The sequence below is a fragment of the Moorella sp. E306M genome, assembly GCF_006538385.1.
GTDB lineage: Bacteria > Bacillota > DSM-521 > Neomoorellales > Neomoorellaceae > Neomoorella.
Genome location: NZ_BJKO01000001.1, coordinates 1,353,704 through 1,367,774, shown reverse-complemented (window position 1 = coordinate 1,367,774; position 14,071 = coordinate 1,353,704). Strand labels below are relative to the sequence as shown.

Sequence of the window (14,071 nt, the reverse complement as noted above, 5' to 3'; positions counted from 1 at the left end):
ACGTTTTTATAATAGCATCATGTGGTAAGGTGATCAATGCTTGCCATTCCAATTTCGACGCAAAATTTCTCGCATATAATAAATAATAAAATAAGAAGAGGCAAGTCGCTGCCAATCTACTTGCCTCTTACAAATTCTCACCGGCCCGGACGCCGGTTTTCTGAGGGGTTGCTCTGCCGCAGGACGTCCAGCATGGTCAGGGCTTTTCCTGTCCCCAGGGCCACACAGGAGACGGGGTCCTCGGCCACATGCACCGGTAGTCCCGTCTCTTCGCTTAAAGTTATGTCCAGGCCATGGAGGAGGCTGCCTCCGCCGGTCATGACGATGCCTTTGTTCACCAGGTCCGCCGCCAGTTCTGGCGGCGTTTTTTCCAGCACTTCTTTAACTGCCCCGGTTATCTGCTGCAGGGGCTCCTGGATGGCAATATAGATTTCCCTGGAAGTGATATTTACCGTTTTGGGCAGGCCGGTTACCAGGTCGCGGCCGCGGACATCCATACTGGCTTCAGCCCGGGACGAAGGATGGGCCGTGCCAATGTTGATTTTTAATTCCTCGGCGCTGCGCTCGCCGATCATCAGGTTGTGCTCGCGGCGGATATAACGGACAATGGCTTCATCGAACTTGTCCCCGGCCACCCGCAAAGAATTGCTGCAGACAATACCCCCGAGGGAGAGAACGGCGATGTCGGTGGTCCCCCCGCCGATATCTACCACCATGGAACCGCTGGGTTCGGCAATGTCCAGGCCGGCCCCCAGGGCCGCCGCCAGGGGTTCTTCAATGACATAGGCCTGCCTGGCCCCGGCCTGGAGGGCCGCCTGGCGGACCGCCCGCTCCTCCACGCTGGTAACCCCGGAGGGGATACAGACCATTACCCGCGGCCGGAGGAGTCCCTGGCGGCCGCAGGCTTTTTCTATAAAGTAGCGCAACATTTTTTCGGTACTGTCGTAGTCGGCAATTACCCCATCCCTCAAAGGGCGCAGGGCGATAATATTTCCCGGTGTCCGGCCAAGCATACGCCGGGCTTCTTCCCCGACGGCAAAAATCTGACCGTTATCCCGGTTAAAGGCTACCACCGAAGGTTCCCGTAACACAATCCCCTTACCCTGCACATATACCAGAACAGTGGCTGTCCCCAAATCGATGCCGATATCCTGATGACCCAGGCCGAACATTACTCCTGCTCCTTTCCTCTCCCATGGCAATCTTGTTAATTATTCTCCAGAAGAGGAAAGAATTCCTGTCTTTCTTTCAGGAAACCCGGGGTTCTTTATATTTTTTCCTGGTAGCTTCCCCACCCCGCAGGTGCCGTTCGGCCTTGTTGGCGTTGAGCACCGCTCGTACCTCCCGGGCCAGGTTGTTATTAAGGCGCGGCAGGCGTTCGGTAACATCCTTGTGCACAGTGCTTTTGCTGACATTAAAAACAGTAGCCGCCTGGCGGACAGTACAGCGGTACTCCACAATGTAGGCGGCTATTTGCAATACCCTCTCCTGGATATAATCCTGCATGGGGGCAGCCTCCCAATTTCAACTCCGCTATAATTTTATTGGCAGGCTGCCGAAAAAAGAACTTATTGCAGGGCGGAAACCGGATCGATGGCTTTGCCGTTTTTTAGTAATTCCAGGTGCAGGTGGGCTGCGGTCCCCGCTTCGGCCGTGCCCGGATCACCCAGCTCACCCAGGACGGTACCTGCCTGAACCTTATCCCCCTTGGCGACCTTGATGCTGCTTAAGTGGGCATAGACCGCCTGGTAGCCGTTGCCCAGGTCGATGCTCAGGCGGTAACGCCAGGCGTTGCTGTGCTCTACCTGCTTCACTACCCCGGCAGCGGCGGCTTTAACCTCGCTGCCAGCAGGGGCTTCCAGGTCTATACCGGGGTGGAAGCGGTAATCGCCAAAGGCCGGGGCATAGGTAAAGCCGTAGCCCTTGCCTATTTTCCCGGCAACGGGCAGGGCCAGGGAAGGCAGGGCCTCGGCTTGGCCGTCCTCTTCCGTTGCCGTAGCCGGGGCAGCATGGGCCCCGGTCTGCTCTTTGAGTTCAGGCGGTACAGTGGTAGAGCCGGCAAGGGGTTCCCGGGGCGCCGGCGCTCCCTGGGGGGCCGCCGGTTGGCCGGCCAGGGTGAAGGTCTGGACGGCGGGCTTTTTGAACACGGCGTCGTTGGTAACCAGGTAGTAGCTGCCGCCAAAGAGAAGGACCAGCAGCGCCAGGTAGAGGCCGCGACGCTTTAATGCCCGCTCAAGCCTTCCCAGGTTTTCCTGCCCGGCCAGGGGGTTCCGTGATAAAAGTTTTTTCCATGAGGCCAGAATCTTCAGCATGTGGTTGCATCACCTCAGCTGGATTCTACCCCATTTTCTGGTATTTAATACCTGTTATTCCCCGCATGCCGCTGCCGGTTCTTACAAAATGCTTCGCTGTCGAAATAATTCCTCACCGGTTTTCAATCTTTACTCCCCGGTAGTAGTAGGTAAGAATCTCAGCGAAGTTTTTACCCTCCCTGGCCATACCGTTGGCGCCGTACTGGCTCATGCCTACGCCGTGGCCATAACCGGTAGTATTGAAGATTATGCGGTCCCCCTGGACCTGCCAGGTAAAATCGGTTGAGGGCAGGCCCAGAAGCTGTCGTAACTCGGTGGCGGCAAAGGTCTTGTTGCCGATTTTTATGGTCTTGATGCGACCGGTGGCGGTCTTTTCCAGAACCTTCATGGCCGTACCCCCGGACGGAGCCAGAGCTGCCGCCGGTACGGCCTTGAGGTTTACCCCCAGCTTCCGGTCCATTTCTTCCAGGGTGAAGGCAATGGTGGCCTGGTAGTGAGGGGCTTCCTTATCCCAGGGGGAGGATACGCTCTGGAGGTAGGGCAGGTCCCGGCCCCAGACGGCAGCAGCGCTTTCCGTCCGGCCGCCGCTGTTGGCATGGTAGACGGGGTCAATGAGCTTACCCTGGTAGGTCAGGACCATCCCCTGGGTAGCCCGGACGGCTTCCTGGATTTTGCTTTTATAGCGCCAGAAATTAAAGAAACCCCAGCGTTGCCGCAAAACGTCATCAGCGGCAAAGGCCTGGCAGTGGGCCGGGTCGGTGCAGATATCGGCGCCGGGATGGTGGTCGTCGGGCTTGTTCCTGGCTTCTTCTATCTTTTTGAGGGTATAGGTGCGAGCGGCCACGGCCTGGGCTTTAAGGGCTTCCGGCTCAAAGTTGGCCGGCATTTCCCCGGCTACTACCCCGATTATATACTGTTCCAGGGGCATGATCTTGATGTCATCGCTCTGGTGAAAGTAGACCCGTACCAGTTGTTGCCCCGCCTGGACCTGGACCGGCGGCTGAAAAAGACGTATACCTTCGATAATCATGGCCGGTACGATAATTACGGCCGCAAAAATAAGGATAATGAAAATGCCCATTACTTTACGCATGGTGCTCCCCCTCCGGCGGCTTGAGGTTTTGTCCACCTGCTATGTCCATGTATATGAGGGCTTGACCAAAAAAAGACCGCCCCTGGTAAGGGCGGTCAGTATAAAAACGATAATCCGACGCCAGGCCGGATATCTCTACCTTTCTTTCCGGCTTATCTTCGCTCCCAGGGCCTGGAGTTTGCCCACCAGGTCCTCATAGCCCCGGTCAATATGATGGACGCAGGAAATCACCGTCTCTCCCTCAGCCATAAGTCCGGCTATAACCAGGGCGGCACCGGCCCGCAGGTCGGTGGCCTTGACCGGCGCCCCGGTAAGCTTTTCCCTGCCTTTCACCACGGCGCAATGGCCCTCGATGAAGATGCTGGCTCCCATGCGCTTTAGCTCATTGACATGCATGAAGCGGTTTTCAAAGACCGTCTCGGTGACGACGCTGCTGCCCCGGGCCGTCGTAAGAAGGGCCATGAACTGGGCCTGCATGTCCGTGGGAAAGCCAGGATAAGGCATGGTCTTGATGTCTACAGCCTTCAGGGGCAGTTCCGCCCGCACCCTGATACCGCCGTCCTCCTCGGAAAGTTCGGCTCCGGCTTCCGCCAGCTTGGCCATGACGGCCTTCAAATGAGTGGAGATGACGTTTTCCAGGAACACGTCGCCCCCGGTGGCGGCTGCGGCGATCATGAAGGTGCCGGCCTCTACCCGGTCGGGAATGACTGCGTGGCGGGCGCCGTGGAGTTCCCTGACACCTTCGATCTTGATAACCCTGGTACCGGCGCCGCTGATACGCCCGCCCATGGCGTTGATGAAGTTGGCCAGGTCGACGATCTCGGGCTCGCCGGCGGCGTTCTCAATGATCGTCGTCCCTTCGGCCAGGGCGGCGGCCATCATGATGTTTTCCGTTGCCCCGACGCTGGGAAAATCCAGGTAAATGGACGCTCCCTTCAGGCGCCCGGCCTCGGCCTCAACGTTGCCGTTGTTGACATGAATGCTGGCCCCCAGGGCGGCCATGCCTTTAAGATGCAGGTCAATAGGCCTGGCGCCTATGGCACAACCGCCGGGCAGGGAGACCCTCACCCGGCCCAGGCGCGCCAAGAGCGGCCCCATAACCAGGAAGGAAGCCCGCATGCGGCGGACAAATTCATAGGGTGGCTCTACTCCCTTTAAAGATGCGGCGGCCACCCTTAAACCCTTTACCCCTTCGGGATAAACTTCGGCCCCCATTTCACCAATAACCCCGCACATGGTATCTACATCAGCCAGGCGGGGGATATCCTCCAGGTAACATTCATCCTCAGTAAGCAGGCAGGCTGCAATAATGGGTAGCACAGCATTTTTGGCGCCGCTGATGGCTACCCGTCCCTGAAGGCGCGACCGGCCTTGAATGACGATTGCCTCCAATTTCCCTTAGCCCCTTCGGATATGAAGCTTATTTAAATTTTATTATAACATATACTGGCTAATACTCGCCACCTAAAAGGGGAGATCCTAAATGCATATAGGTGTTGCCGTCGGTGGCGTGGTAACGCAGGGCCACGTTAGCGTTTACCGGACGACCGGCAACTTCCAGGGAACGTGGTAACCGGGGGGAATAGGCGCTGATGGAGAGGAGTTCCTCATCTTCCACGCCCTCTACCCTTTCAGCCTTAAGGGCTTCCAGGACGGCCCTGGCCCGCTGCTCCCTTTCCGCTGGTGAAAGTTTCCCGGGAATAACGCCGGTCAGGGTGTAGGTAAGGTGGGGCTCCACCTGCCAGGAGCGGAAGGCCGCCTTCACCCTTTCCTGCCAGGCCAGCATCTCCCCTTCACCCTGCCGGGGCCGGCCTTCTACGTTGATGAGGAGGTAGGTCTCGCCCCCCTCCCCCGTTCCGGCCAGGCTCTGGAGAGAAAAAAACAGGGCCACCCCCGGCTGGATTTCCCCTTCCCAGTACAGGGCGTGGAAACCGGCGTCATCCTGCCTGGTAAAACTTGTTGTTTTCTCCAGCCCCAGGGCGGCTGCCGTCCGTCCGGCCATCTCGCCGAGGGCCTCGCTGTCCATAAAAGTAGAATTGAGGCTGCCCCATGCTTCCAGGGCCATGGTATCCAGACGGGCTCCGCCGGCGATAAAGGCGTTAAACAAAAGGTGAGGTGCCTGGTCCTTCCCGTCCACAGCCCGGCTGATACTGGTAGCGTTTTTACCTGCAGCGAAGAGTTGCCGCGGCCCCGGTAATAACAGATGCCCGGCCAGGGCCAGACCCCCGATGAAGCTCACGAGGAAAAGTATTAGCAGGACGATCTTGAATTGAAAAGGCAGAGAATTAAATAAAAACCGGCGCAAATTAAATGCCCCCTTGCAGAAATAGGTTCATACCTATTCTTGCCAGGGGGCCAGGGGAATAAACTATCACAGGGCGCCCGCGGCCTTGAGGCGAGCCGTAGCCCGCTGCAGGGCGGCCTCGGCCCGGGCCACATCCAGGCCGGGCGGCCGTTCCCGGAGGCGCTTTTCCGCCCTCGCTTTCGCCTGGCGCGCCCGCTCTACGTCGATTTCGGCGGCTTTTTCCGCCGTATCCGCCAGGATGACCACATGCTCCGGTCCGGCTTCCAGGAAACCGCCCGATACAGCCAGGCGCTCCTCCCCGCCGCCTTGCTGGCGATAGGTTACCACCCCGGCCTTAAGGGGGGTAATGAGGGGAGCATGGCCGGGCAAAATGCCCAGGTAGCCCAGGATGCCCGGCGCGATAACGCCTTCAGCCTCCGTCTTTAAGGTCACCCTCTCGGGAGTAATAACCTCCAATTTCAAAGGGGCCATTTACATCATCTCCTGCCCCTTCTTTACGGCTTCGTCAATGGTGCCGACCATATAGAAGGCCTGTTCGGGCAAGTTGTCGTGACGACCCTCCAGGATCTCCTTGAAGCCGCGGACGGTTTCTTTTAAAGGCACGTAGACGCCGGGCTGGCCGGTAAAGGCCTCCGCCACGTGGAAGGGCTGGGAGAGGAAGCGCTGCACTTTACGCGCCCGGGCCACGATCAGCTTGTCGTCTTCCGAGAGTTCATCCATGCCCAGGATGGCGATGATGTCCTGGAGTTCCTTGTAGCGCTGCAGAATGCGCTGCACGCCCCGGGCCACCTGGTAGTGCTCCTCGCCCACGATCCTGGGGTCGAGGATGCGGGAAGTGGAATCCAGAGGATCCACAGCCGGATAGATGCCCAGCTCGGCGATCTGCCGGGAAAGCACCGTGGTAGCGTCCAGGTGGGCAAAGGTAGTCGCCGGGGCCGGGTCGGTCAGGTCGTCGGCCGGGACGTAAATGGCCTGGACGGAGGTTATGGAACCCTTTTTGGTGGAAGTAATGCGCTCCTGCAGGGCGCCCATTTCCGTGGCCAGGGTGGGCTGGTAACCCACGGCCGAAGGCATGCGTCCCAGGAGAGCCGATACTTCGGAACCGGCCTGGACAAAGCGGAAAATATTATCGATGAAAAGGAGGACGTCCTGTCCTTCCGCGTCCCGGAAATACTCGGCCATGGTCAGGCCCGTCAGGCCCACCCGCAGGCGTGCTCCCGGGGGCTCGTTCATCTGGCCGAAGACCAGGGCCGTTTTCTCAATGACCCCGGATTCCTTCATTTCCAGGTAGAGGTCGTTGCCTTCACGGGTACGCTCGCCGACACCGGCAAAGACGGAAAAACCGCCGTGCTCGTAGGCAATATTGCGGATGAGTTCCATGATGAGGACCGTCTTGCCCACGCCGGCACCGCCGAAAAGGCCGATTTTACCTCCCTTGGCGTAGGGGGCCAGCAGGTCAACTACTTTAATGCCTGTCTCCAGGATTTCCGTCGACGGCTGCTGTTCCTCGAAAGATGGTGCCGGCCGGTGGATGGGCAGCCGTTCTGTGGCCTCTACCGGGCCCTGGTTATCAATAGGTTCTCCCAGGACGTTAAACAGCCGGCCTAACGTCGCCCGGCCTACCGGTATGGTGATGGGGGCGCCGGTATCCACGGCCTTCATCCCCCGCTGCAGGCCGTCGGTGGAAGACAGGGCCACACAGCGCACGGTATTGTTGCCCAGGTGCTGCATGGCTTCCATAGTGATATTGATGTTATCATTCTTGATGGTAATGGCGTTATAAAGGTCGGGCAGCTGGTCGCTGGCAAATTCCACGTCAACTACCGGGCCGATTACCTGTACTACCTGTCCCTCGTTCAATCCATATCCCCTCCTTTACTTCAGGGCGTCGGCGCCGGCCACAACCTCCACGATCTCCATGGTAATGGCCGCCTGGCGGGCGCGGTTGAAGGATAGGGTTAATTTATCGATCATTTCGGCTGCATTCTCGGTGGCGTTATCCATGGCCGTCATCCTGGCTCCATGCTCACTGGCCTTGGCCTCCAAGAGGGCCTGGTAGACCTTGATCTCGCAGTAACGGGGTAGCAGGGCCTTTAAGACCTCGGCGGGAGAAGGTTCATAGATATAATCCCCGCTGTCCTCCCCGGTCGCGCCGGCTTTGATGGGCAGGAGGCGGTCGATCCGGGGTACCTGGCGGAGGGCGGAGTAAAAACGGGTATAGATGAGGTTTACCTCATCCACGGTTCCCTCCAGGTACAGATTTACCAGCTGGCGGGCCAGCTCGCGGGCCTGGATGAGGTCCGGTTCATCGCCGATATCGGTAAAGGACCGGACTATCTCCACCCGGCGGCGGCGGAAATAATCCCTTCCTTTCCGGCCTACAGTCACCAGGGCCACCGGGCGTTCTTCCGCCTGCAGGCGTTCTTCCGCCATGCGGATGAGGTTGGCATTATAGCCGCCGGCCAGGCCCCGGTCACCGGTAATCAGCACGTAGCCGGCTTTTTTGATTTCCCGGGTTGCCGCCAGGGGCTGGGTCTCCGGATCCACGGCGCCGATCAGGCGGCCGATGACTTCCTCAAGTTTCTCGGCGTAGGGCCGGGCTGCCGTGACCTGGGCCTGGGCCTTGCGCAGTTTGGCCGCCGCCACCATTTTCATGGCCCGGGTGATGTGCTGAGTGCTCCTGATACTGCGGATACGGCGCTTCAGGTCACGCATATTGGGCATGCCGGCTCACCACCTTATGCTTTCCCGGCAGCGGTGAAGCTGCTCTTGAATTCTTCTATGCTCTTCTTCAGCTGCTCCTGAAGATTGTCGTCGAGTTCGCGTTTTTCCCGGATACCGGCCAAAACTTCCGGGCGCACGCTGTGCAGGAAGCGTAAGAATTCCCTTTCAAAGGGCCGCACCCTTTCTACCGGCAGGTCATCCAGGAAACCGTTAACGGCCGCGTAGAGGACCGCTACCTGCTCTTCCACCGGCATGGGCTGGTACTGGTCCTGTTTTAAAATCTCCATCATGCGCTCGCCGCGGGCGAGCCTCGCCTGGGTCGTCTTGTCCAGGTCGGAGCCGAACTGGGCGAAGGCCGCCAGCTCGCGGTACTGGGCCAGGTCCAGGCGCAGGCGGCCGGCCACCTGTTTCATGGCCTTGATCTGGGCTGCGCCCCCTACCCGGGATACCGACAGGCCCACGTTGACGGCCGGGCGCTGGCCGGCGTAGAAAAGGTCGGACTCCAGGTAGATCTGGCCGTCGGTGATGGAAATGACGTTGGTGGGGATATAGGCCGACACGTCTCCGGCCTGGGTTTCAATAACGGGCAGGGCCGTCAGGGAACCGCCCCCCAGGGCGTCGTTCAGACGGGCCGCCCGTTCCAGCAGGCGGGAATGGAGGTAGAAAACGTCGCCCGGATAGGCCTCTCGTCCCGGCGGCCGCCTTAGCAGCAGGGAAAGTTCACGGTAGGCGGCGGCGTGCTTGGACAGGTCGTCATAGATGCAGAGGACGTCCCGGTGCTGCTCGTACATGAAATACTCGCCCATGGCGCAGCCGGCATAGGGGGCGATGTAGAGCATGGGCGCCGGCTCGCTGGCCGTTGCCGAAACGACAATGGTATATTCCATGGCCCCGGCTTCCTCCAGGCGCTGGACAACGCCCGCCACGGTGGAAGCCTTCTGGCCTATGGCCACATAGATGCAGATGACATTTTGCCCTTTTTGATTGATGATGGTGTCCACGGCGATGGCCGTCTTGCCCGTCTGCCGGTCGCCGATAATCAATTCCCGCTGGCCGCGGCCGATGGGGATCATGGAATCTATGGCTTTCAAGCCTGTCTGGAGGGGGGTATTCACCGGCTGGCGGTAGACAACGCCCGGCGCCGGTGATTCTACCGGCCGGAACTTTTCCGTCTTGATGGGCCCCTTGCCGTCAATGGGCTGGCCCATGGCGTTGACTACCCGGCCGATTAGAGCTTCCCCTACCGGTACTTCAACAATGCGCCCGGTGCGCTTGACCTGGTCTCCTTCTTTGATGTGGGTGTAGGGGCCCAGGACCACGGCGCCGACGTTGTCTTCTTCCAGGTTCAGGACCATGCCGTAGACATTGCCGGGAAACTCCAGCAACTCGCCGGCCATGGCCCGCTCCAGGCCGTAGATGCGGGCGATGCCGTCACCCACCTGGGTGATGATCCCCGTATCGGCCACTTCTACTTCCAGCTGGTACTGTTCGATCTGGTTCTTGAGAATACTGGTTATTTCATCGGGCCGGATGCTCAAGACTGTTTTTCACCCCTTTGCACGTCTGGTTTTGTTTATGCGCCCTTCAAGTGCTCGCCCAAAAGTTCCAGCTTTTTCTTCAGGCTGGCGTCCAGGACTCTGTCCCCCAGGCGGATGACCATCCCGCCCAGGAGGGACGGATCCACTCTGGTTTGCAGGCGGACGTTTTGTCCCGTTATCCGGGCCAGCCTTTCTTTCAGAGCGGCGGTGATCTCCTCAGAAAGAGGTGCTGCTGCCTGCACTTCCACCGGCAGCACCCTGTTTTCCCGGTCAACCATGCGCCGGAATTGGGCCGCTATCTCCGGCAGGGCCCGCTCCCGGCCTTTAGCCATGACCAGGTGGAAAAAGTTCTTTAACAACGGGTCGACGTCCGGGAAGAGGGTATCCATTATTCTTTGCTTCTCCCGGACGGGAATGAGCTGGTGATAAAGGACACGGCGCAGTTCAGGGTTCTCTACCAGGGCCCGGCCGGCTGCTTCCAGGACGGCGGCAAAGCCTTCCGTGGCGCCCTTCTGCCGGGCAACTTCATAGAGGGCGCGGGAATAGCGCCTGGCGATGGTCTGGCTGCTCATTGCAATCGCTCCACCTCAGCCAGCGCTTCCCGGGCCAGGCGTTCCTGGTCGTCAGGGGTTAAGGTGCGCCCTAAAACCTTTCCCGCCGCCAGGACGGCCAGGGTCGCTGCTTCATTGCGGATAGCGGCCAGGGCCTTGCTCTTTTCGCCTTCAATCTCGGCTCGTGCCTGTTCCAGCGCGCGGCTGGCTTCCTCTTTGGCCTTGGCAACTATCTCCGCCCGCGTCTCTTCGGCCATCCTGTTAGCCCGGTCCAATATCGCCTGGGCTTCCTGGCGGGCGCCGCGGAGCTGCTGCTGATACTCGGCGAGCATCTGTTCCGCCTTCTCTTTGGCCGTCGCCGCGTCCCTTAAATTGCCCTCAATTTTCGCCTCGCGGTCGGCCAGGATCTTGCCCAGGGGTTTGTAAAGGAGAATATAAAGAACCCCCATGACTACCAGGAGGTTGATGACCTGGAACAAAAAGGTCCAACCGCTTAAATTCAGGGCCTGAAAGATGCCCTGCACGTGGCCACCCCCCTTTCACTGTTCCCAAAAACAGGTCAGGGGCGAATAAGACGGTTTTAACCGCCTTACTCGCCCGTAGGTATTTTAGAGCTTGGTCCACATGAGGATGGCTATAACGAAGGAAAAGAGCGTCAGCGCTTCCATAAAGGCCAGGGCCAGGAGCAGGGTGGTACGGATGTTGCCGCTGGCCTCGGGCTGACGAGCGATACCTTCCATCGCTCCGCGGGAAGCAAAACCCTGGCCGAGGCCCGAACCCAGTGCTGCCAGGCCAATGGCCAGACCGACGCCGATAAAACCTAGTGCTGTCATGTGCATATCCTCCTCTAAAAATGGCTTCCTTTGTGGGCTGGCCATGTTGGTGGTTAGCCAGCCACTAATTTCCGTTCATTCCCCGGGAACTAATCCCGTAAGTGCGGCTCCTTTAATGCCCGTGAATAAAGTTAGCGATATAAGTAACTGTAAGCAGGGTAAAAACAAAGGCCTGGATCAAGCCCATGAGGACGCCCAGGATCATAATGGGCGTCGGTAATAAAAAGGGCAGCATGATAAACAGGATGGTTACCACCATCTCTTCCCCGAACATATTGCCGAATAGACGTAAGGAAAGGGACACCGGCTTGACCAGCTCCTCAATTACATTCAGGGGAAAGAGAAAGGGCACCGGCTGGAAAAAGTGCTTGATGTAGCCCACCAGGCCCCTTTTCCGGATGCCGATAAGCTGGACCAGGATAATGGTAGTCACAGCAAAGGCCGCCGTAGTGGAAAGGTCCATGGTCGGGGGCTTCATCCCGGGGATAAACCAGGAAAGATTGAGGCTCAGGATGAAAATAAACAGGGTGGCTACCAGAGGCAGGTAGCGCCGGCCTTCCTTGCCCATGGTTTCCTCCAGGAGGCCATAGAAAAATTCCAGGAGCAGCTCAAAAATGTGCTGGATACCCCGGGGGATAAAGTTTAATTTCCGGCTTGCCAGGAAAACCCCCAGGAATAAGAGAGCCATGACAATCCAGGTGTTGACCACCGTGGAGTAGACCGGGATGGGCCCCAGGTAAAATACTTCATGGGGCCGGACATGGGCCATTATCTCCCCTAAGGCTCGCAGTCCCATTATTCTATCCCTCCTTTCCCAGGATAATGAGAATGGCCTCGCCCATGTAGACCAGGACCTGAAGGAGCAGCCCTGCAAACACACCAAAAAGAAATTCTATCCCCCCGGCCAGGGCCAGACCCAGAAGGGCCAGGGCCAGGGAGGATCGCATGAGGGAACGGCCAAAGAAACGATTAAAGGCCTTCTGGGGCGGCAGGTTGTCCAGGTTGGCGACGGCTCCCAGCTGCCAGCGGAACAACCCCAGGGAGACAGGCAAAGCTACCCCCAGGCCCGCTACAAAGGCATAATAACCGCCTCCCAGGCCAGCTACTGCTGCCAGGGCAGCCAGGGCCAGCATCCCTTTTTCAGTCCGGGTGAGTTTTATCTTGATCATTGGTTTTAATCTTTGGTGCTTCCTTTTCCAGGATACGCAATTCGCTTAAGATAGAGCGAAATCCCACCCCTACCCCCAGAAAAACGCCGGCCAGCATGAAAAGGGGTGACGTACCCAACCGCCGGTCCAGCCATGCCCCGCCATAAAGGCCGAGGAGGATGGCGGCAATCATGGTAACTCCGAAGGAAAAGGCCATATTGGCAAATCTCGCGTAATCCCAGTAGTGACGTTTCTTGGCTGCCATTGATGTTAAATTGTACCTGGAGGAAATTTTTATACCCTGCCAGTGTTAAAAAGTATTCTCTTTTGTCAATGAAATTCCTGCCGCAAAGATGTTTATTTTTTAATCCAACACATAGGGAAACTTTATGCGGGCGTAAATTCCTGTGGCCTAGCAATTGTCAGGCCAAAATAATGACGCAGGGCGCCGCGGATACGCCGTGAAGCCTGGCCGTCTCCATAGGGGTTGACAGCATGGGCCATGCGCAGGTAAGCCTGCCGGTCTTCCAGGAGTTCGCCGGCCGCTGCCAGGATCTCGTGGTAGCCCGTGCCCACCAGGCGTACGGTACCGGCAGCAACGGCTTCCGGGCGTTCGGTGACTTCCCGCAGGACCAGCACCGGTTTGCCGAGGGCCGGCGCTTCTTCCTGGAGGCCACCGGAGTCTGTCAACACCAGGTAGGAACGGGCCATAAGGTTGACAAAGGGCTCGTAGTCCAGGGGGTCGATCAAGTAAATACGCTCCCGGTTACCGAGGATTTCTCCGGCCAGCTCGCGGACACGGGGGTTGTAGTGAACGGGGAAAACGACGGCAATATCGCTATAGCGCTTTACCAGGTCCCGCAAGGCGCTGAATATTTCCCGCATGGGCTCGCCCCAGTTTTCCCGGCGGTGGGCTGTTACCAGAACGACCCGCCACCTCTCCATATCCAGCTCTTGCAGGCGGGGATCGCTGAAGCAGTATCCGGGGCGGACGGTAGCCTTCAAGGCATCGATAACGGTATTACCGGTGACGTAGATATGCTCCGCCGGTACACCTTCCCGCAAAAGGTTGTCCCGGGCAGTGGCCGTGGGGGCAAAATGAATGTCGGCCAGGGCTCCGGCCAGGCGGCGGTTCATCTCCTCCGGGAACGGGGCGTAGCGGTCACCAGTCCTTAAGCCGGCTTCTACATGGCCGACAGGAATTTGCTGGTAAAAGGCAGCCAGGGCCGCTACGAAGGTGGTGGTGGTGTCCCCGTGAACCAGGACCACGTCCGGTCGGGAGGTTTTTAAAACCCCGGAAAGGCCGTTTAAAGCTCTGGTAGTCACTTCTTCCAGGGTCTGCCGGGGCCGCATGATATCCAGGTCATAGCCGGGCTGGATCTGGAACAGTTGGAGGACCTGATCCAGCATTTCCCGGTGCTGGGCCGTGACGGCCACCTGGCAGTTGAATTCTTCCGGATAACGGTTTAGTTCTTTTACGACCGGGGCCATTTTGATGGCCTCGGGACGGGTGCCAAAGACAGTTAAGACCTTTAAGGGCGGCATGAAAAGTTTCCTCCGTAAACCC

At 58.6% G+C, this 14,071-nt stretch carries 17 protein-coding genes; all 17 read right to left on the bottom strand.

Features of this window, described 5'->3' with window-relative positions; all coding sequences use genetic code 11:
- Window positions 1-137 precede the first annotated feature (137 nt).
- The 17 genes from FLZ89_RS07325 to wecB all read right to left on the bottom strand — a co-directional run bounded on the left by FLZ89_RS07325 (window position 138) and on the right by wecB (window position 14,049).
- Entirely contained in the window at window positions 138-1,172 is a 1,035-nt protein-coding gene (locus FLZ89_RS07325) for a rod shape-determining protein (protein ID WP_141304700.1), read from the bottom strand.
- Window positions 1,173-1,248: 76 nt separating this feature from the next.
- The gene (gene spoIIID, locus FLZ89_RS07320; protein WP_141263335.1) at window positions 1,249-1,506 is read right to left on the bottom strand and encodes a sporulation transcriptional regulator SpoIIID; all 258 of its coding nucleotides are present in this window, start codon (window positions 1,504-1,506) and stop codon (window positions 1,249-1,251) included.
- Between the two features lie 62 nt (window positions 1,507-1,568).
- Window positions 1,569-2,312, bottom strand: a complete 744-nt coding sequence (locus FLZ89_RS07315) for a M23 family metallopeptidase (RefSeq protein ID WP_141304699.1) — start codon at window positions 2,310-2,312, stop codon at window positions 1,569-1,571.
- A 112-nt stretch (window positions 2,313-2,424) separates the two neighbouring features.
- Window positions 2,425-3,405 carry a stage II sporulation protein D gene (gene spoIID / locus FLZ89_RS07310; RefSeq protein WP_141304698.1) on the bottom strand — a complete coding sequence of 327 codons (981 nt, stop codon included), beginning with the start codon at window positions 3,403-3,405 and terminating at the stop codon, window positions 2,425-2,427.
- Window positions 3,406-3,540: 135 nt separating this feature from the next.
- Window positions 3,541-4,797 (bottom strand): UDP-N-acetylglucosamine 1-carboxyvinyltransferase, encoded by a 1,257-nt coding sequence (gene murA, locus FLZ89_RS07305; protein WP_141304697.1) that lies wholly within the window; start codon window positions 4,795-4,797, stop codon window positions 3,541-3,543.
- 58 nt (window positions 4,798-4,855) lie between these two features.
- On the bottom strand, window positions 4,856-5,710 hold the full coding sequence (locus tag FLZ89_RS07300) for a YwmB family TATA-box binding protein (RefSeq protein WP_141304696.1): 855 nt from the start codon (window positions 5,708-5,710) through the stop codon (window positions 4,856-4,858).
- Between the two features lie 66 nt (window positions 5,711-5,776).
- Complete coding sequence (locus tag FLZ89_RS07295) at window positions 5,777-6,181, bottom strand: F0F1 ATP synthase subunit epsilon (protein WP_141263344.1); 405 nt, start codon at window positions 6,179-6,181, stop codon at window positions 5,777-5,779.
- Window positions 6,182-7,570 (bottom strand): F0F1 ATP synthase subunit beta, encoded by a 1,389-nt coding sequence (atpD, locus tag FLZ89_RS07290; RefSeq protein ID WP_141263346.1) that lies wholly within the window; start codon window positions 7,568-7,570, stop codon window positions 6,182-6,184.
- A gap of 15 nt (window positions 7,571-7,585) precedes the next feature.
- A complete protein-coding gene (atpG, locus tag FLZ89_RS07285) occupies window positions 7,586-8,434 on the bottom strand; it encodes an ATP synthase F1 subunit gamma (protein ID WP_141304695.1) in 849 nt (282 codons plus the stop codon).
- A gap of 14 nt (window positions 8,435-8,448) precedes the next feature.
- Window positions 8,449-9,972 carry a F0F1 ATP synthase subunit alpha gene (atpA, locus tag FLZ89_RS07280; RefSeq protein ID WP_141263350.1) on the bottom strand — a complete coding sequence of 508 codons (1,524 nt, stop codon included), beginning with the start codon at window positions 9,970-9,972 and terminating at the stop codon, window positions 8,449-8,451.
- 35 nt (window positions 9,973-10,007) lie between these two features.
- On the bottom strand, window positions 10,008-10,544 hold the full coding sequence (locus tag FLZ89_RS07275; protein ID WP_141304694.1) for a F0F1 ATP synthase subunit delta: 537 nt from the start codon (window positions 10,542-10,544) through the stop codon (window positions 10,008-10,010).
- On the bottom strand, window positions 10,541-11,047 hold the full coding sequence (gene atpF / locus FLZ89_RS07270; RefSeq protein ID WP_141263353.1) for a F0F1 ATP synthase subunit B: 507 nt from the start codon (window positions 11,045-11,047) through the stop codon (window positions 10,541-10,543). The genes FLZ89_RS07275 and atpF overlap by 4 nt, the downstream gene beginning before the upstream one ends.
- Window positions 11,048-11,131: 84 nt before the next feature.
- Window positions 11,132-11,401 (bottom strand): ATP synthase F0 subunit C, encoded by a 270-nt coding sequence (gene atpE / locus FLZ89_RS07265; protein WP_373995602.1) that lies wholly within the window; start codon window positions 11,399-11,401, stop codon window positions 11,132-11,134.
- 67 nt (window positions 11,402-11,468) lie between these two features.
- Window positions 11,469-12,152 carry a F0F1 ATP synthase subunit A gene (gene atpB / locus FLZ89_RS07260; RefSeq protein ID WP_172613489.1) on the bottom strand — a complete coding sequence of 228 codons (684 nt, stop codon included), beginning with the start codon at window positions 12,150-12,152 and terminating at the stop codon, window positions 11,469-11,471.
- A 4-nt stretch (window positions 12,153-12,156) separates the two neighbouring features.
- A complete protein-coding gene (locus tag FLZ89_RS07255; RefSeq protein WP_141263358.1) occupies window positions 12,157-12,525 on the bottom strand; it encodes a hypothetical protein in 369 nt (122 codons plus the stop codon).
- Window positions 12,497-12,769 (bottom strand): AtpZ/AtpI family protein, encoded by a 273-nt coding sequence (locus FLZ89_RS07250; protein ID WP_141263359.1) that lies wholly within the window; start codon window positions 12,767-12,769, stop codon window positions 12,497-12,499. The genes FLZ89_RS07255 and FLZ89_RS07250 overlap by 29 nt, the downstream gene beginning before the upstream one ends.
- Window positions 12,770-12,891: 122 nt before the next feature.
- Window positions 12,892-14,049, bottom strand: a complete 1,158-nt coding sequence (wecB, locus tag FLZ89_RS07245; protein WP_141263360.1) for a non-hydrolyzing UDP-N-acetylglucosamine 2-epimerase — start codon at window positions 14,047-14,049, stop codon at window positions 12,892-12,894.
- Between the last annotated feature and the right edge of the window lie 22 nt (window positions 14,050-14,071).